This window comes from Bradyrhizobium sp. BR 1432 (assembly GCF_051547705.1).
GTDB classification, from domain to species: domain Bacteria; phylum Pseudomonadota; class Alphaproteobacteria; order Rhizobiales; family Xanthobacteraceae; genus Bradyrhizobium; species Bradyrhizobium zhanjiangense.
Genome location: NZ_JBPUGF010000003.1, coordinates 5,513,462 through 5,530,846, shown reverse-complemented (window position 1 = coordinate 5,530,846; position 17,385 = coordinate 5,513,462). Strand labels below are relative to the sequence as shown.

At 63.8% G+C, this 17,385-nt stretch carries 16 protein-coding genes, 1 tRNA gene and 4 pseudogenes; 3 read left to right on the top strand and 18 right to left on the bottom strand.

From position 1 onward, the window contains the following. Nucleotides 1–33: 33 nt before the first annotated feature. Nucleotides 34–1,269: an acyl-CoA dehydrogenase family protein gene (locus ACSKB8_RS26615; protein WP_438107446.1), complete on the bottom strand. Its 1,236-nt coding sequence runs from the start codon at nt 1,267–1,269 to the stop codon at nt 34–36. 215 nt (nt 1,270–1,484) lie between these two features. On the opposite strand from ACSKB8_RS26615, the gene ACSKB8_RS26610 reads away from it, so the two are divergent. Next, nucleotides 1,485–2,147 (top strand): TetR/AcrR family transcriptional regulator, encoded by a 663-nt coding sequence (locus ACSKB8_RS26610; protein ID WP_438107444.1) that lies wholly within the window; start codon nt 1,485–1,487, stop codon nt 2,145–2,147. A gap of 345 nt (nt 2,148–2,492) precedes the next feature. On the opposite strand, the gene ACSKB8_RS26605 is transcribed toward ACSKB8_RS26610, so the two are convergent. The 13 genes and pseudogenes from ACSKB8_RS26605 to dctA form a co-directional block, all read right to left on the bottom strand. After that, nucleotides 2,493–2,885, bottom strand: coding sequence for a RidA family protein (locus ACSKB8_RS26605; protein ID WP_438107442.1), 393 nt, complete (start codon nt 2,883–2,885; stop codon nt 2,493–2,495). Nucleotides 2,886–2,978: 93 nt separating this feature from the next. Further along, nucleotides 2,979–3,194, bottom strand: coding sequence for a hypothetical protein (locus ACSKB8_RS26600; protein WP_091889205.1), 216 nt, complete (start codon nt 3,192–3,194; stop codon nt 2,979–2,981). Nucleotides 3,195–3,368: 174 nt separating this feature from the next. Continuing rightward, nucleotides 3,369–4,599 (bottom strand): annotated as a pseudogene (locus ACSKB8_RS26595) (CaiB/BaiF CoA transferase family protein). Nucleotides 4,600–4,770: 171 nt separating this feature from the next. Beyond that, nucleotides 4,771–5,976, bottom strand: coding sequence for an MFS transporter (locus ACSKB8_RS26590; RefSeq protein WP_438107440.1), 1,206 nt, complete (start codon nt 5,974–5,976; stop codon nt 4,771–4,773). A 134-nt stretch (nt 5,977–6,110) separates the two neighbouring features. Continuing rightward, nucleotides 6,111–6,938: a 3-keto-5-aminohexanoate cleavage protein gene (locus tag ACSKB8_RS26585; protein ID WP_438107438.1), complete on the bottom strand. Its 828-nt coding sequence runs from the start codon at nt 6,936–6,938 to the stop codon at nt 6,111–6,113. A 122-nt stretch (nt 6,939–7,060) separates the two neighbouring features. After that, complete coding sequence (locus ACSKB8_RS26580) at nt 7,061–8,458, bottom strand: MFS transporter (protein ID WP_438107437.1); 1,398 nt, start codon at nt 8,456–8,458, stop codon at nt 7,061–7,063. A 366-nt stretch (nt 8,459–8,824) separates the two neighbouring features. Next, nucleotides 8,825–8,995 carry a hypothetical protein gene (locus tag ACSKB8_RS26575; protein WP_164934807.1) on the bottom strand — a complete coding sequence of 57 codons (171 nt, stop codon included), beginning with the start codon at nt 8,993–8,995 and terminating at the stop codon, nt 8,825–8,827. A gap of 41 nt (nt 8,996–9,036) precedes the next feature. Continuing rightward, nucleotides 9,037–9,240: a hypothetical protein gene (locus tag ACSKB8_RS26570; protein WP_091889217.1), complete on the bottom strand. Its 204-nt coding sequence runs from the start codon at nt 9,238–9,240 to the stop codon at nt 9,037–9,039. A gap of 57 nt (nt 9,241–9,297) precedes the next feature. Next, nucleotides 9,298–10,636, bottom strand: a pseudogene (locus ACSKB8_RS26565) (PQQ-dependent sugar dehydrogenase). Continuing rightward, a pseudogene (locus ACSKB8_RS26560) lies at nt 10,633–11,085 on the bottom strand (DUF2231 domain-containing protein). The pseudogenes ACSKB8_RS26565 and ACSKB8_RS26560 overlap by 4 nt, the downstream one beginning before the upstream one ends. Nucleotides 11,086–11,259: 174 nt before the next feature. After that, nucleotides 11,260–12,100 (bottom strand): annotated as a pseudogene (locus ACSKB8_RS26555) (bifunctional allantoicase/(S)-ureidoglycine aminohydrolase). Nucleotides 12,101–12,126: 26 nt separating this feature from the next. After that, a complete protein-coding gene (locus ACSKB8_RS26550) occupies nt 12,127–12,627 on the bottom strand; it encodes an ureidoglycolate lyase (protein ID WP_438107435.1) in 501 nt (166 codons plus the stop codon). Nucleotides 12,628–12,727: 100 nt separating this feature from the next. Further along, the gene (gene dctA / locus ACSKB8_RS26545; RefSeq protein ID WP_438107434.1) at nt 12,728–13,984 is read right to left on the bottom strand and encodes a C4-dicarboxylate transporter DctA; all 1,257 of its coding nucleotides are present in this window, start codon (nt 13,982–13,984) and stop codon (nt 12,728–12,730) included. A 205-nt stretch (nt 13,985–14,189) separates the two neighbouring features. Here dctA and ACSKB8_RS26540 point away from each other — a divergent pair, with 205 nt between their 5' ends. Then, nucleotides 14,190–15,080, top strand: a complete 891-nt coding sequence (locus ACSKB8_RS26540) for a LysR substrate-binding domain-containing protein (protein ID WP_438107432.1) — start codon at nt 14,190–14,192, stop codon at nt 15,078–15,080. 172 nt (nt 15,081–15,252) lie between these two features. On the opposite strand, the gene ACSKB8_RS26535 is transcribed toward ACSKB8_RS26540, so the two are convergent. The 3 genes from ACSKB8_RS26535 to ACSKB8_RS26525 all read right to left on the bottom strand — a co-directional run bounded on the left by ACSKB8_RS26535 (nt 15,253) and on the right by ACSKB8_RS26525 (nt 16,097). After that, nucleotides 15,253–15,326: transfer RNA gene (locus tag ACSKB8_RS26535), tRNA-Gly, on the bottom strand. A gap of 355 nt (nt 15,327–15,681) precedes the next feature. Further along, nucleotides 15,682–15,885 carry a hypothetical protein gene (locus tag ACSKB8_RS26530; RefSeq protein ID WP_438110684.1) on the bottom strand — a complete coding sequence of 68 codons (204 nt, stop codon included), beginning with the start codon at nt 15,883–15,885 and terminating at the stop codon, nt 15,682–15,684. A gap of 26 nt (nt 15,886–15,911) precedes the next feature. Further along, nucleotides 15,912–16,097 (bottom strand): hypothetical protein, encoded by a 186-nt coding sequence (locus ACSKB8_RS26525; protein WP_438107430.1) that lies wholly within the window; start codon nt 16,095–16,097, stop codon nt 15,912–15,914. A 194-nt stretch (nt 16,098–16,291) separates the two neighbouring features. On the opposite strand from ACSKB8_RS26525, the gene ACSKB8_RS26520 reads away from it, so the two are divergent. Continuing rightward, nucleotides 16,292–16,672, top strand: a complete 381-nt coding sequence (locus tag ACSKB8_RS26520; RefSeq protein ID WP_438107428.1) for a YciI family protein — start codon at nt 16,292–16,294, stop codon at nt 16,670–16,672. Between the two features lie 8 nt (nt 16,673–16,680). Here the strand turns inward: ACSKB8_RS26520 and ACSKB8_RS26515 are convergent, their stop codons facing one another. Continuing rightward, on the bottom strand, nt 16,681–17,271 hold the full coding sequence (locus ACSKB8_RS26515; protein WP_438107427.1) for a TMEM175 family protein: 591 nt from the start codon (nt 17,269–17,271) through the stop codon (nt 16,681–16,683). Nucleotides 17,272–17,385 lie beyond the last annotated feature (114 nt).

The following is a 17,385-nucleotide window of genomic DNA, read 5'->3' as shown; positions in this document are numbered from 1 at the left end:
AGCGCCGTCCGGCTCTCCCTCTCGATGACTTGTTCAGTGACTTGGAGAGTTTGCATACTTCCGAAGTTCAAGTCTGGCAATGGCGCGATTGTGCACCTCGTCCGGACCGTCGGCGAGCCGCAGCGTGCGGATGTGGGCGTAGTCCTTGGCAAGGCCGGCTTCATCCGAGACGCCGCCGCCGCCAAAGGCCTGGATCGCCTCGTCGATGATCTTCAGCGCCATGTTGGGGGCTGCGACCTTGATCATCGCAATCTCGGCCTGCGCGGTCTTGTTGCCGACCTTGTCCATCATGTCCGCCGCCTTGAGGCACAGGAGACGCGTCATCTCGATGTTGGTACGGGCCTCGCCAATGCGCTGCTCCCACACCGAGTGCTCGACGATCCTCTTGCCGAAAGCAGTGCGCGAGGCGAGCCGCTTCACCATCTTCTCCAGCGCCTCCTCGGCTTTGCCGATGGTGCGCATGCAGTGATGAATGCGGCCCGGGCCGAGACGGCCCTGCGCGATCTCGAACCCGCGGCCTTCGCCGAGCAGGATGTTCTCCTTTGGCACCCGCACGTTCTCGAGCAGCACCTGGGCGTGGCCGTGCGGCGCGTCGTCAAAACCGAACACGGGCAACATCTTCTCGACCTTGATGCCGGGGGTGTCGAGCGGAACCAGGATCTGCGACTGCTGCTGGTGCTTGGCCGCCTTGAAATCGGTCTTGCCCATCAGGATCGCGATCTTGCAGCGGGGATCGCCGACGCCGGACGACCACCATTTGCAGCCGTTGATGACGTAGTGATCGCCGTCCTTCTCGATGCGGGTCTCGATGTTGGTGGCGTCGGACGAGGCCACCGCCGGTTCCGTCATCAGGAAGGCGGAGCGGATCTCGCCGTCCATCAGCGGGCGCAGCCATTTGCGCTTCTGCTCCTTGGAGCCGTAACGGATGAACACTTCCATGTTGCCGGTGTCGGGCGCGGAACAGTTGAACACCTCCGAGGCCCAGGTGATGCGGCCCATCTCTTCCGAGAGCAGCGCGTATTCGAGATTGGTCAGTCCCGCGCCGCGGAATTCGTCATCCTCGTGCTCCGACGGCGGCAGGAACATGTTCCAGAGGCCCTCGGCCTTGGCCTTCTTCTTGAGGTCTTCCAGGACCGGGATCACCTTCCAGCGGTCGCCGCTCTTGTCCTGCTGGTCGTAGATCGGCACCGCCGGGCGCACGTGCTTGGCCATGAAGGACTGCACGCGGTCGAGCCATTCCTTCTGCTTGGGCGACAGATCGAAATCCATGGGACGCTCCTCGTCTTGCTCTTTGAACAATCTCTTGCGCCGGACTGTCCCGCCGCCGCGTGCGACCCGCAAGCGCGAATGCGCGTGCGTTGCGGCCGCTTCGGGACAGAATGGCAAGTTGCGAACGAGTTCCGATTGCGGATTGACATTTCCGGCCTTCAAACGATAGTTTCATACAACTGTTTGAATTGCAACTCCCCCCATCCAGGGCACTCATGGCCAGCGATCATACGAGGTCTGCCATTCTCGCCGCCGCCGAACGGCTCTACGCCGATCGAGGCTTCGGCGACGTGACGCTGCGCGACATCGTTGCGGAGGCCAATGTCAATCTCGCCGCGGTGAACTATCATTTCGGCTCGAAGGATGAATTGATCGCCGAATTGTTCGTCACGCGCTCGATCGCGACCAATCGCGAGCGCTTGCGCGAACTGAAGGCGGCAGAGGAACAAGGCGGCGGGCGCGCGCCGATCGAGGTGATTTTGCGCGCGCTCGTCGGCCCCACCTTGCGCGGCTGCCTCGGCCCCGAGAATCAGCGCTCCACCGCGGCGCGCTTCATGATCCGCGCCTCGATCGAATCCGTGCCGCCGATCCGCCGTATCAAGAACCGCGAGATCGACCATTTGCGCAAATTCGTCGGCGCGATGCGCAGATCCCTGCCCGAGCGCAGCGACGTCGAGATCTACTGGGGCCTGAACTTCGCGCTCGCGATGGCGCACCACACCATCCGCGAGAGCGAGCGGCTGACGAAGCTGTCGGAAGGCAAATGCGATCTCGACGACGTCGAGGACGTGGTCGCGCGCGTCGTCAGCGTCGCGACGATGGCACTGACGGTGGGTAAGGCCGAAGCGAAAGTGTCGTCAAAGGTGGCGGCGCGTTAGTCGAAAAGGTAGCCACACCGACGCTGCGCTCCCTCGCCCCGTTTGCGGTAGGGCTATCGCATATGCATTTCGCGGGGACCACCCGCGAGTTTGCTCCGCCTCTCCCGCTTGCGGGAGAGGCCGACGCGTCCCGGGCGATGCGAAGCATCGTCCCGAGCGCGGCGGGTGAGGGCTCTCACCGCACTGGGATCGCCTCCGCAATTCTCGACAATCCCGACGCGGAGGCACCCCCACCCCCGCCCTCCCCCGCAAGCGGGAGAGGGAGCCCACTGCCGATGCCGAAGCATTATTCACGCCATATGCGATAGCCCTACCGCTTGCGGGGAGAAGCGAAAGGATCGCCCCTCACATCATCGCGATGCAGTCGATCTCGACGTCGAAGGGACCGAACCATTCCGGCGTGCAGACGAAGATCCGCGCCGACGGATCGAGCGGGAAGTAGCGCGCATAGACGGTGTTGAAGGCGGCGAAATGCTTCGTCGATGTGCAGTAGACGTTGCACTTCATGACGTTGTCGAGGGAGGCCCCGGCCGTCTGAAGGCACAGCTTCATCTGCTCCATCACGAGCTCGCTCTGCCGCTCGATCGGCGCGGAGGCGATCTCGCCCGTCACCGGATCGAACGGCGGCAGGCCGGCGACGAAGATCATGTTGCCGGCGCGCGTCACCGGCGAGGTCGGCGCCTTCCAGCGGTCGAGAAACGTCGAGATCGGTTCGACGCGGAGCGCTTCGCGTTTCATCGGCGGCCACCTTCGGTTCGAGCGAGACGGCGCCGTGCTACATCATGTTGCAGCCGGCATGGTTCGCTTTCGATCGAAGTGTGGCGGCGGACTCTAGACCCGCTGCGGCATCTCCTCGGCCTCTTCCTTGGCGAGCAGCAGCAGCATCTCGATGCCCATCTCGCCTTCCTGGGGCGAACGGATGAACTTGATCTCATCGGAACTTTGCCGCAGCGCGGCAATGATGGCGACGGCCTGATTTGCGGTCGCCGCCTCGGTCGCCAGAATTCCCTTCTGGTTCTTGGCCTGGAACCCGATCGTGTAGGACATTCGCTTCCCTCCCGCTCAAGTGGAGAGATCGGATCAGAATCGGGCGCGCAGCGAAAGCCTGTGCGACTACGGACCGGGATTATCTGGGGATTGCGGGCAAGCTTCAGGCAAGCCTGAGCATCGCACGGGCCTCATCCGCGGTCGCGACCGCCGCACCCCCGGAGGGTAAGCGCGCTAAATGATGCCCTGCTGCTTCAGCGTCTCGATCTTGCCGGCATCATAGCCGAGCTTGCCGGTGAGGACCTCCTGGGTGTGCTCGCCCAGAAGCGGCGGCGCGCGGTAGTCCTTGATCGGGGTCTCGGACAAAGTCGAGCGCGTTGCGGACCAGCGACAGATCGGGCTCGAAGGGATGGTTGACCTTCACCCGCATGCCGCGCGACTGGACGTGCGGATCGGAAAACACCTGCTCGAAATTGTTGATCGGCCCTGAGGGCACGCCGGCCTCCTCGAGCTTTTCCAGCCAATAGGCCACCGGCTTCTTCAGGAACAGACCGGCGAAGATCGCCATGATCTCCTTGCCGTGCACGACGCGGTCGTTGTTCTTGATGAAGCGCTTGTCGCTGGCGAGCTCGGGCTCGCCGAGCACGGCGCAGGTGCGCTGGAACTGGCCGTCATTGCCGACCACCAGCATCAGCTCGCCGTCGGTGCAGCGGAACACGCCGGCCGGCATGCCGCCATTGCCCCAGGTGCCGCGGCGCGGCGGTGTCCTGCCGTTGACGAGGTAGATCTGGAGCCAGTGGCTGAGCGAGGCAATCACGGTATCGAACAGGCAGACGTCGATGTGCTGTCCCGCCCCGCCATTGGCGTCGCGATGGTAGAGCGCCGAGAAGATCCCGATCGATGAATTCATGCCGGTCATGTAGTCGACGATCGAGGGGCCGACCTTCATCGGGCCCTCGCCCGGCTCGCCGTCGATATGGCCGGTGACGCTCATCAGGCCGCCCATCGCCTGCAGGATCGCGTCATAGCCGGCGCGCGGCGCGTATGGGCCGGTCTGGCCGAAGCCGGTCACCGAGCAATAGATGATGCCGGGATTGATCGCCTTGATCGATTTATAGTCGAGGCCGTAGCGCTTGAGATCGCCGACCTTGTAGTTCTCCATGAAGACGTCGACGTCCTTGGCGAGCTCGCGGATGATCGCCTGCCCCTCCGGCTTGGCGATGTTGACCGTGACCGACTTCTTGTTGCGGTTGGCGCAGAGGTAGAACGAGTTGTTGTTGTTCGCCTTGCCTTCGGGATCGGCGAGGTAAGGCGGGCCGAAGGCGCGCGCGTCGTCGCCGGTGCCCGGCCGCTCGATCTTGATGACCTCGGCACCCAGGTCCCCCAGCATCTGGGCCGACAAGGGCCCGGCGAGCACGCGGGTGAGGTCAAGGATCTTGATGCCTGAAAGCGGCAAGGCCGACATATCGATTTCCTCCGGGAACTGGAATCTTGGCGCGGCGGCTCGAAGCTCTGGCCGCGCTCCTTGCGGATACACCATTTTCGGGCGTCGAGCACTGCATTGGCGGCATACGGCCATCCCCGCCCGGCAGCAGGAGCGGCTGGACGTCGAATTCCGCGCCATGAATATTGTGTTTTAGGTCAGGGCTGCGGCGACAGTTCGCGGCCGGCGGCGGCCGAGCAGGACCAGGATCAGCACGGTCGCACAGGAGCAGACGAAGGTGAGACCGAGGGCGCCGCGGCTGCCGAACTCCGTGAGCAAGCCGACGAGGAGCGGCGGCGAGATTGCGGATGCGAGATTGAGCGGCAGCGCGATCATCGACATGGCCTTGGCGAACGCGGCCTGGTCGTAGAACACCAGCGGGATGGTCGCGCGCGCCACCGCCATTGCGCCGCTGCCGGCGCCATAGAGCAGGATGAAGACCGCGACTGCCCAGGTCGTGCCCTCGCTCATCATCAGCAGCAGCATCGCCACCGGCAAGGCCGTGCCTGCGACGAGGCCGGTCGTGATGCCGTCCCATCGCCCGCCCCCGAGGAAATCCAGCCCGCGCGCGCTGACCTGGATCACACCGAGCATCGAGCCGAAGGCGATGGCCTGGGCCGGCGCCAGTCCCTCCGCCCGGAGCAGCTCGATGAGAATGGCGGAAAGGCCGAAATTGACGAAGGCATTGAGGGTGATCGCGGCAGCGACGAGACGGAACGTGCTCCGCGCAATTGGCGGCGCATCCTCAGGCTTGGCCGGCGCACCGCCATCGCCTTCCGCGCCTTTCCGGCGCGGAGCCGCGAACGCATAGAGTGGAAGCGAAACGAGGATCAACGTGGCGGCATAGACGAGGCATGTTCCGCGCCAGCCGAGGTGGCCGCTCAGGAACGACGTGGCCGGCCAGAAGATGCTGTTGGACAATCCCGTCACCAGCATGAGCGCGCCGATCGCGCTCTTGGCTTGCCGCCCGGCAACCTCGTTCAGCATGATATAGGCGCCGGTCGACAAGGTGGCGCTGCCGGCGATGCCGACCACGATCCAGGCCGCGAAATAGAGCATCGGCTCGCGCGCCAGCGACAGCAGCACGAAGCCCGGCACAGTGACGACCGTGCCGATCATCATGACCGTCCGCGCGCCATGCCGCGCAAAAGACTTGGCGAGCCAGGGAGCGCACAGTCCCATCGAGACATAGAGAACGGATGTTCCCGCGAACACCGCCGGCAGGCTCATGCCGAGATCCGCCGCAAGGTCGCGCCCGATAATGGCGGGAAGCCCGATCGTGCCCCATCCGACCAGCTGCGTGATCGCGAGCACCAGCAGGACCCCGATGAGCCTGCTGTCAGATTTCAAGAACCGCATTCCAACCGTCGCCTGCCCGGCAGGCGCAGATCGCGCCTGTGCCCCCGTCATACCGGGAGACTCGGCGCACGGGAACGCCGGCCGCCGAATGGCAGGAGGCAGCCGCGAGCATGTCGACCGGTGGATGGTCGCCCCTACCCTGCGATCCCGAGCAAGGATCGCGCCTCAGTCGCGGTCGCGACGCGCCGGCCGTGCCGTGCGACAGCCTCGGCCGCGATGGCCACCAGCTCTGCGTTGCTGGCGGCCAGGCGCGTCTTGTCGATCCTGATATTGTCCTCGAGCCCGGTGCGAACCGCGTCGGCGCCCCGCGCGAGCGCCCAGCCCATGACCTCGGCTTGATGGCGCCCGATTCCGGCTGCGGTCCAGGTTGCTTTCGGGATCAGCCGCCTGAGCTCTCCCAACAGGATGTCGAGGACATGTTCGTCCGCCGGCATTGCGTTCTTGACGCCCATGACGAACTGCACGTGCGGACGCTGGTCGATCAGGCCCGCCTCGATCAGGCGGCGGGCGCCATGCAGATGCGACAAATCGAAGATCTCGATTTCCGGCAAAATGCCATTCGCCTTCATGCTGGTGGCGAGCGTTTCGACCAGCGCGGCGCTGTTCTCGTAAACTATCGTCGGAAAGTTCACTGATCCGGTGGAGAGCGAGGCCATGTCGGGCTTGAGATAAAGCGCTGAGCCGCGCGCCGAGGGATCGCGGCCCCGCCCGCCGGTCGAGAACTGGACGATCATGCCCGGACAATGCTTCCTGATCCCCTCCTGCACCAGGGCAAATCGCTCGGGGTCGGAGGACGGCGTCTCGTCATCGTTTCGAACATGGATATGCGCAAGCGTGGCGCCGGCCTCGAAGGCTTGTTGCGTCGATTCGATCTGCTCGGACGGCCGGATCGGGACCGCCGGATTGTCCTTCTTGCGCGGAACGGAGCCGGTGATTGCGACAGCAACGACAGCGGGGTTCATCCAACAACCTCATGATTCCAGCGCTCGCGCGCACAAAGTTCGAGTAGTTAGTCACGCTATGCGTGAAGCCCTGCCGCCGCAACCTTCGTCAATTGCAGCGGCAGGGCCTTGTTCTGTCCGGATCAGGTCGGAATCGCGGTGGCACCGCCCGCTGCCGCCGCACGTTGCCGCTCATAGTCGGCCCGCGCCATCGGAACGGCCTGGGGATTACCGAGATCGTCGATGCTGACCCGATAGGTTTCGCGCGCCGTGACGGCCGCCAGTGCCGCGATGACAGTGATGCCGAAGGCGATCGCCCCAACCGTCAAGGGAATGTTGGTCGAGCCGGGAGGAGCCACGGTCGCAAACAGGGCGGGAAGCAATGCCGTGATGGTCGTGCCGATGTTCTGCGAGATCGCCATCGCCGACACACGGGTACGCGTCGGAAAGAGCTCCGGGTAAAAGCTCGGGAAGATCGCGTTGTAGCCCTGATAGACCACGCCCCACATCAGGAGCGACAGGAGGATCGCGAGCGGCACGTTCCTGATGCTGATGGCATAGAGATAGCCGAAGGCGAGCAGGCCGGAGAGCAGCGCGCCCACGATGATCGGGGGCTTGCGGCCGACCTTGTCGGAGAGATGGCCGACGAAGGGAATGACGAACACGGCCAGCATGTTTCCGAGCACCGGGATCCACAGATAGACGTCCTTGGCAAAGCCGATGCCATAGGCCGACTGGACCGCGTAGGCCGCTCCAAAGATAGTCGCAACGACCGGAATGACATTCATGAGCGCCATGCAGATGACCCGCAGCATGTCGGGCCAGCTCAGCTTGATGGCCTGGACGATCGGAGCCCGTGGCGTTTCTCCCCGCTCGTCCTCTCGGGCAAAAGCGGGCGTTTCGTCGACTTCGCGGCGAATGATGTAGCCGGCGACGATGACGAAGAAGCTGAGCAGGAACGGAATCCGCCAGCCCCAGCTGTTGAAGGCGTCGGTCGGCATATAGGCCGCCAGCGGCAGGAAGACGGCTGCCGCGAGAATTTGTCCGGCCTGCACGCCCTGGAGCGCGAAGCTTGCATAAAAGCCGCGCCGACCGAACGGCGCGTGCTCCAGAATCATCGAGCTCGCGCCGGAGATTTCACCGGCCACTGCAAATCCCTGCACAAGTCGCAGGATGACGAGCAGGATCGGCGCCATGATGCCGGCCTGCTGATACGTCGGCAGGATACCTACCGCCATCGTCGAGAGGCCCATCAGGAACATGCAAAGGATGAGAACGGTCTTGCGGCCATGCGTGTCGCCCCAATGTCCGAGGACGAAGGCACCGATCGGACGGGCCACGTAGCCGACGCCATAAGTCGCAAGCGATGCGACGATTGCGACTGTGGGATTATCCGACGGGAAGAAAATCTGCGGGAAGATCAGCGAGGCGGCTGTCGCGTAGATGAAGAAGTCATAATATTCGAGAGCCGACCCGATCCAGCCGCTTGCGGCGGCCTTCCTGGACTGAGTCATGTCATGGATCGCGCGCGTCGTGACCATCTCAAAATCCTCCCAATCTGGTTTGCTGACGGCCCGTTGGCGGGCTTCGTTGGAAAATTGGGCAGCAATCTCCGGGCGCTCTGCGGAGTTTCGCGAGCGCTTGTCACTGCCGGTCGGTGTCTGATTGGGGGCGACAATAGGCTTTCGCCGGGCTAACACAATTACCCAGTTATGCGATAAACCTAACATGATGTTATGCCGGGCGAACGCCCGGGCAGCGGCTATGCTCGGGGACCGGCGGCCGGCACGCCCGACGGCATCGAAGCCGACCGTCTCGATTTCAACGCCTGTGCCGAGGTTGCGGTTGGGATTGCCGCGCGGCGCGGGCGGTTTGATCGTCAGATCATGAGCCGCCGCAGAGCCGCGTCACGCGGTATGGCCGGGCTCGATATGCTTCGGCGTCTTCTTGTCGCGTTGCGGCGTCATCCTGGCCGGGTCGGGCGCGCCGGGCACGCCGCGTGGGCCGAGCTGATCGCGCTGGATATCGTCTTCGGACAGCGGCGGCTCGACGCCATTCTGCTCGCGAGGCTTGGTCATCTTGGCCTCCTCCTCTCGAATGCTATCCGCGTCGCGGCGCTCTAGACACCGAGTGCAGTCTCGCCGGCTTCGCGGCCAGGGACGCTGACATGGACTTCATGTCCCTCGCGAAGGGCCAGGGATGCCGCGGCAACCGCCGATTCGAACGCGGCTTCCTTGGTGGCGTATCTGCTCTTGACGTCGCCGTCGTGCAGCACGCCCCATTCGTCCTGCACCGGCACGATGGCATATTGAGCAAGGCCCATGGTCCAACTCCTGGCTTGGCGTTCAGAGACCGTCCGCCCGATAACGCGCCGGCGCGCTTAACGTTGCGTCAGCTGCGGACGCACCGCCGTCACCCGCCACACCGTGTTGCCGCTGTCGTCGGCCACCAGCAGCGCGCCGGTCTTGTCGATGGCGACGCCGACGGGACGTCCGCGCGCCTGATCGTCGCTGTTGAGGAAGCCGGTCACGACGTCCTGCGCCGGCCCGCTCGGCTTGCCGTCCGCAAACGGCACGAACACGACCTTGTAGCCGTTCAGCACCTGCCGGTTCCAACTGCCGTGCTCACCGATGAAGGCGCCGTTGCGATAGGCAGCCGGCAGACTCGTGCTGGTGTTGAAAGCCATCCCGAGTGGGGCGACATGCGAGCTCAGCGCGTAGTCCGGCACGATCGCCTTGGCGACGAGGTCCGGCTGCTCCGGCTTGACGCGGGGATCGACGTGCTGGCCCCAATAGCTGTAAGGCCAGCCGTAGAAGCCGCCGTCCTTCACCGACGTCATGTAGTCGGGCACGAGATCGGGACCGATCTCGTCGCGCTCGTTCACCACCGTCCACAGCGCACCGGTCTGCGGCTCGAAGCTGAGGCCGTTCGGATTGCGCAGGCCGTTTGCGAAGATGCGCCAGCGGCCGCTGGCACGGTCGACTTCGAGGATCGCGGCACGATTGTGCTCGGCCTCCATGCCGTTTTCGGTGATGTTGCTGTTTGAGCCGACGCCGGCATAGAGTTCTTGAGCCGTCGGGGCTCGCGACCAGGCTCTTGGTCCAATGATGATTGATCGGCCCGCCCGGCAGCGGCGTCAGCACCGTGCCGGGCGCGGTGATCTTGGTATCGCCCTCGGTGTAGGGATATTTCACGATCGCGTCGGTGTTGGCGACATAGAGATCGTTGCCGACCAGCGCGACGCCGAACGGCGAGTTGAGATGCTCGAGGAAGACACTTTGCGTGTCAGGCACGCCGTCGCCGTTGCTGTCACGCAGCAGCGTGATGCGGTTACCCGGCCCGGTATCGCCGCCGCCCGATGTCGCCCAGGACTCGATATATCCCATGACGATCTCCTTGGGCCGCTTGATCGCGGCCCCCTTCGGCGCCTTGGATTCCGCCACCAGCACGTCGCCGTTGGGCAGCACGTAGAGGAACCGCGGATGCTGCAAGCCGGTCGCAAACGCCTTGGCCTGCAAGCCCTGCGCAACGGTCGGCGTCTCGTCCTTCTTCCAGCCGACAATGCGGGCGATGTGGACCGGCGGCAGCAGATATTGCTGGATCTCCGGCAGCGTCGGATTGGCGCCGATTTGCGCCTTCGGATCGCCGCTGCCGTCATTGCAGCCGGCCAGACACAGCAACGAAGTGCACAACAGCGCGCGGACAATCGAGAACTTCATCGCGCAACTCCCACACCGTGGCGATAGACCATGGCCCAGCCGAGCCAGCCGGTGACGGGCAGGATCAGCACGGTCAGCGCCGAAAGCACGAGCCCGGTTGGCCACACCGAGGTCCAGGCATCGCGCATGTGAATCGATCGTATTGAAGATCGCAAGGACCAGTGCCACGGCGTTGCCAATCAGATGCGGCCAGGCCGGCGCTTGCGTCCGCACCAGGCGGTTGCCGAGGAAATCGGTCAGGCCTGCGATGGCCGCGAGCACGCCGAAGATGACGCCGACGAGCAGGAGCCAGGCGGAAAATCCGCCCACATGATCTCGGCGCTCGCGACATAGGCGATATCAGTGAACAGCGCCCCAATGAAGCACACGATCGGGATCGGCACCAGCATTGGGTGAATTGGATGACCCGCGATCTGAGCCGTGGAGCGCACGCGCACGTCGTCTTGCACGGTCGGCCTCGTGTGACTTTCGTCCTGCCCGACCGGCCAACTCGTGCTTGCGGTGATGGTTCCTGGGCGGATCGATCGTGCGGGCGCGCCTCCATGTCGGCAGCCGCGCCGCGTGGAAGCCGGCCGTCCGGGCCGGATTTGTCGGGCGCTACCCGAAGCCAACGCTACTCGAAGTTAGATCAGCGGAGCTCCCTGCCGCAGATTCATGTGGCGGTTGACGTCCTTGTAAAGCAGATAGCGAAACCGACCGGGGCCGCCGGCGTAGCAGGCCTGCGGGCAGAAGGCGCGCAGCCACATATAGTCTCCGGCCTCGACCTCGACCCAGTCCCGGTTAAGACGGTACACGGCCTTGCCCTCGAGGACATATAATCCGTGCTCCATGACGTGCGTCTCTGCAAAGGGGATCGTCGCACCCGGCTCGAACGTGACGATATTGATGTGCATGTCATGCCGCATGTCGGACGGATCGATGAAGCGCGTGGTTGCCCACCTTCCCTCGGTGCTCGGCATCGCTACCGGTTCAACCGAGTTCTGCATGGGTCACGATCGCCTCGGGCTCGGCCAATCCGGGCACGCGCTGATACAGCTTGCGGATCCAGTGAAGCTGTGCCGGGCTCTGCCCCCGGTTGCGAATGCTCCAGGCGCAGCCGGGTGGCAGATAGGCGAAGCCGCCGGGCCTGAGCTCGCGCTCCCTGTCCGCCAATGTGAGGACCAACTGGCCGCCCACGACGAACAACGCGCCCTCGGCGTCTTTGTCCGGCTCGGGAACTTCACTTCCTCCACCCGGCGCGACCTCCATGAGATAATGGGAGAACGTCTCGGCAAATCCGGACAGCGGTCGCGCCAGCACCCAGACGCGCGTGTCGTCCCAGTGCGGCAGGTGGCTGACGACGATATCGCGCTGCACGCCGTTGGGGATGACGGCGTAGGCGTTCGTAAAGACTGCCCGGCCACTCAGAAGATCCGTCTGGGGCGGAAGGCCCCCTTGGGGGATGTGATAGGTTTGCGATGACATCATCAAGCCTCGTGGACGTTAGCGGGTCAGCTTGCGGCTGTCCTGAGATCGAGTTGCATCGTCTCGTCCAGCCAATATTCTTCGAGATTGTCACCACCACCCTTTCGATCGACGACGAGGAACGAGCTTGGCTCCTTGAGAACCAGAAGCGGGTGGTGCCAGCAGTTTCGGGCATAGTTCACGCCTTGGTTGCCATTGGCAGCGAAGGCCCGATAGCTCGATTGTGTGTGCGGGTCCGTGCAGACGACGACCAGCCAGTCCCCTCCGTTCAAGGGCATGAACAGCTGGCTTCCAAGTGGATGGCGCTCCATCATGCGAATGGCGATCGGCGCGGGCCGCGCAGAGGCGACAAACCAGCTGATGTTGATTTGTCCGCCTTCCGCGCCGACATCGATATTGGCGAGTTCGTTGTAGCGCTCGGCATAGCCCTGGTTGATCGACAGGGCCGTCAACCCTTCCGTTTCGACGACATCTCCGAACGGAGCGAACGCTTGCCTCGTCAACGGCTCAATCGAGAGTATCGCCATCGTCAACCAATGCCTCTGCGCTCAAAGCGTCTGCAGACCCGCGACGGGAGCGTTCGCGCCGGCCGGATCGATCTGCACGTCCTCGCTGGAAGGAACGATCTCACCATCGAGGATGCGATGCGCCTTCGCGCGATCGAGGTCTCCCTCCCGACGAGGCGACGACGACCGTTGCAACGCAGTTTCCGACATAATTGCCGAGCGCGCGGGCGATGCCGATGAACCAATCCACCGACAGGATCAGCACCAGCCCGATCGCCGGGATGGCCGGAATGGCAGCCAGCGTCGCCGCGAGAACGACAATGGCCGAGCCCGGGACGCCATGAGCTCCCTTGGAAGTGAGCAGCGCGACGCCGAGGATCGCCAGGAGGTCGCCCGTGGCAAGCGGTGTGTTCGTCGCCTGGGCAATGAAGACCGCCGCCAAGGTCAAGTAGATCGAGAAGGCATCCAGATTGAATGAGTACCCCGTCGGGATGACCAAACCGACCGTCGACCGCTTGATCCCGAGCTGTTCGAGCTTACGCATGGTCTGCGGAAGCACGCTGTCGCCTGCGGCCGTGCCGAGAACGATCATCAGCTCTTCACGCAGATAGACGAGCAGCTTGAACAGGCTGAAGCCCGAAAGGCGCATGATCGCGCCGAGCACGAGGACCACGAAGAAGAACACTGCCAGATAGAACAGGGCAACGAGTCCCCCGAGCTGCTTGAGCGAACCGATGCCATACTTGCCGACAGTGAAGGCGATCGCACCGAAGACGCCGAGCGGGGCGAGCCGGACGACGAAGTTCATCATCTTGAAGATGATCTCGTTCACCCGCTCGACGAAATCGACCACCGGCCTCGCGCGCTCGCCGCACAACGACATGGCGCAGCCAAACATGATCGAGACGATCAGGACCTGCAGAACATCGCCGGAGCTGAAGGCACCGACGATGGTCGAGGGGATGAGTTTCATCAGGAATTCGGAGACGCCGCCGCCGGCGACCTGAGCCGCGGTCTGGCTGAATCCGCTGAGCGCCTTGGCGTCCAGCGTCCTCGGATCGATGTTCATTCCGGCGCCGGGCTGGAAATAATAAGCAAGCGCAATGCCGAACATCAGGGCGATGGTGGTGACGATCTCGAAATAGAGCAGCGAGCGAATGCCGACCCTTCCAACCTTTGAAAGGTCGCCGGCCGCCGATATTCCCTGCACCACGACGCAGAACACGATGACCGGCACCAGCATCTTGATCAGCTTGATGAAGCCGTCGCCCAGGGGCTTCATCTGCAATGCAGTATCCGGATAGGCCATGCCGAGAGCGATACCGGCCAGAAGTGCGACGACCACCTGGAAGAAGAGTGACTTGAAAATCTTGGGCATGGCTTTCCTCGCTCGCTGGGCTTTCATTTGTCTGGCTTGATCGGCCTTTAGCCTTCGCCACACTTATCGTTGGCGGCGACGTGAAGTCGCCGCGGATGGAGCCATTCGGTCGCGGCAGCACGCGAGAGGTCTCCGCCGGTCATTCGTTGACCAGCCTCGTTGCCAAGTCCAATATATAGAACGACACGATTGATAGGTTTTCGCTATGGATCTGCGCCAGCTCCGGTACTTCATCGCGGTTGCCGAAGAGCGGAGCTTTACCCTCGCCGCCCGACGGCTGAACCTCTCGCAGCCGCCGCTCAGCCAACATGTCCAGGCGCTCGAGGCCGAACTCGGGACCCAGCTCCTCTACAGGACCAGCCGCAGGGTTGAGTTGACGCAGGCCGGAGAAGCCATGCTGGTGCGGGGGCGCGCGATCCTGCAGCAGGTCAAAGCCACCGAAGACGAGGTCCGGTCGATAGGCGCCGGCTTGGTCGGAACGCTGGATGTCGGGGCGACCGGCTCGATCTTGCGCGGGCGTCTCGCCGAGCTGCTCGCGGCCTACCGGAAGGTCGCACCATTGGTCAAGATGACCGTGCATGAGCAGGCGCCGGCGCTGCAGATCGCCGCGCTCCTTGGCCGTACCACCAACATCTGTCTCATTCGCGGCATTCCCGCCGAACGCGACCTGACCAGCAAGCTGGCGTGGCGCGAAGAGGTCGTTCTGGCCGTGCCCCGCAGCCATCGGCTGGCGCAACGCAAGCGCATCGCCCTCGGTGATCTCGCCTCCGAGGATCACGTCGTCCTGGATCCGGACAGCTCCGATTTCGCCCGCTACGTGCAGAAGTGCTGTGTCGACGCCGGCTTTCTACCAAAGGTTTCCCAGCAAGTCGTCGACGCCCAGTCGATCCCAAGTCTGATTGCCGCAGGTTTTGGCGTGGCACTCGTGCCGCGGTCGATTGCGCGGTTCACAACGACCGACATCGTCTTCCGCCCGATCAGGCCCTCGCCGCCCATGGCCGATGTGTATCTGGTGTTCAGGGAGGACGAGACGTCGATGGTGGTGCACAATTTCATCAAGCTCGCTCTTCAATACCTCAACCACCGAAGAGCCTGAGCCACGTCCACGTCATCGAACATGCCGGCAGTGGCGCCCCCTGCTCAGACCACAGCGATAGTTTTCTTTGACCACATGTGTGGCCGTCATGCCGAAGGCCCAGGGACGAATGCCGATGGTCGTCGACAAAGCGCGACGTGTCGGAATGAAACGTCTAAGCTGTTGAGAACATTGGAGCGGGTGAAGGGAATCGAACCCTCGTATTCAGCTTGGAAGGCTGCTGCTCTACCATTGAGCTACACCCGCGTCGAGGGCTCCCTAACACGGCCGGACGGCGGTCTCAACTGCCGCGACGGTGACTTTTCGCAGCTTGCCGGCCTTACGAACAGGCCTCGGTTCCGGCCGATCGGCCTGCCCTTAACAGCTGCGGCCTTACAACCTATATTGGAATCTCCCGAAACCAACGAAAGGAGGTGATCCAGTGTCTTATCTCAAGCGCTGTCACCTCGCTGGGATCGCCCGCTAAGCTCTAGACAAAGCTTGGCATCGGGGCGCTCTCAGCCCTGGACCAGCGAGCAAGAAATCGGGCGCGACGGGGCACTCTCCGCCGCGCCTTTTCTTTTGCGATTTGTCTAATCGAGGGTCGAGACCGCCCACCGGCTCAGCTCGCGCGAAGCCGCTCGCGCAGGGCGACGGCGGCGATCAGCATGCCGACGCACCAGGCCATGACCGCGCGATGAGGTTCCTCGCCGAGGAGCACAGTGAAGATGCTCGCAAGCAAGCACGGCGCGATCGCCTTGCCGGTCCGGCTCGCCAGCGAGAGCAGGAACGGCATCGCCGCAATCGATATTTGCAGCACGGCCATGTTGAACCACGGTCTCATCAACGGCTTTAGAAGCCGCAGATGTTGAACGCACGCGGGCGTTTGCCGCGCCGGCTCTCCACGATCCGCTCGCCGCCGTTCTCGGCCGAGCTGCCGTAATAGCGGTGATGGCCGGCCTGGTCGTGCAGATCGGCCGGCTCCGATTGCCCCGCCCGACGCGCGTCGCAGATGATCTTGATGGTGTGACCCGACATAGCCGCCTCCAGCAATAACCTTGTTGTTTGTGGTCATCAGTCGCAACCGCTTCCGGCGGCGTTCACACGGCACGGCCGCAATCGGGTTTCAGGACGGTTTCGTCGCTTGCCGGCCGCGCAATATTTTGCTTCGGGATTGTCGGCACGGGCTGCCGTGCTACGTCCTTGGGGCTTGCGTAGAAAAAGAGGTGACGATGCTGTACGCCATCCTGGCCTATCACGTGGAAGACGAGGTCTTGTCCTGGACGCCCGAGGAGGACGCCGCGGTCGTCGCCAAAGTCATCGAGGTTCAGGCGCCCCTGAGGGCGAGCGGACAGTTTGGGCCGGCAGCCCGTCTGGACGAGACCCGAAAGGCCCGCACCTTGCGGGGCCCCGGCGCGGGCATGGTGCTGGACGGCCCATTTGCCGAGACCAAGGAGCAGCTTCTGGGCTTTCACCTGATGGAATGCGCCAGCGAGGATGAGGCGATCGCGGCGGCGCGGAAGCTGCGTGCGGTCAACCCGACGGCAGTCTACGAAATCCGTCCGGTCAAGCTTTACGTGCCGGCCGACGGGTTCGGCGCGACATCGGGGTGAGTGCTGCCTTACGCGTCCGGCGCGGCTCGCGCGATGGTGAAGCGCTGGATCACGAGCCCGCCAAAGGCGATGAACCACACGAAGGGCGCGACATGCGGCGCGAACGCGGCAACGATCGTGCCCGGAATGAACACGAGCAGCGGAAACATCGAGGCCATGATCTCGTGACGCCAGCCGCCGAGGATGGTCCACCACAGCCAGGCATTGAGGCCGGCGATCGCGGTCAGGTGCAGGCCGTAGCGCACCGCCACCGCGTTGCTCATGCCATAATTGGTGTAGAGACCGTTGGTCACCGGCAGCAGCACGATCGAGAGCAGGAAGAACAAATTCAGGATCACCGCGCCGCGGCTGCCGACCGGCTGGCGCGCCAGGCGCCGGTGATGGCTGATCCAGAACACGCCGGCGATGATGAAGCTGAGCGCAAAGCCGGCGAGCTTGCCGGAATAGACATGGGCAAGATCGCTCCAGCCGGGCGCACTGGTGAACACCGCGGCCTTGGGCAGGTCGTAGGCGAGCAGCGTCATGGCGACACCAAAAATGGTGTTGCTGAGCGATTCCAGCCGCCGCATCTCGAACTGGTCGGGCTTGAGCTCGGTCATGCCAGGGACGCGTTTCTCGGGCTGGAACTTCGGGCCGTCTTTCCCCCTAAATCCTAAACCCGGTTTCGTCCAGCTGCATTGCGATTCGCGACGGGATCGCCGACTCTCCCCCTT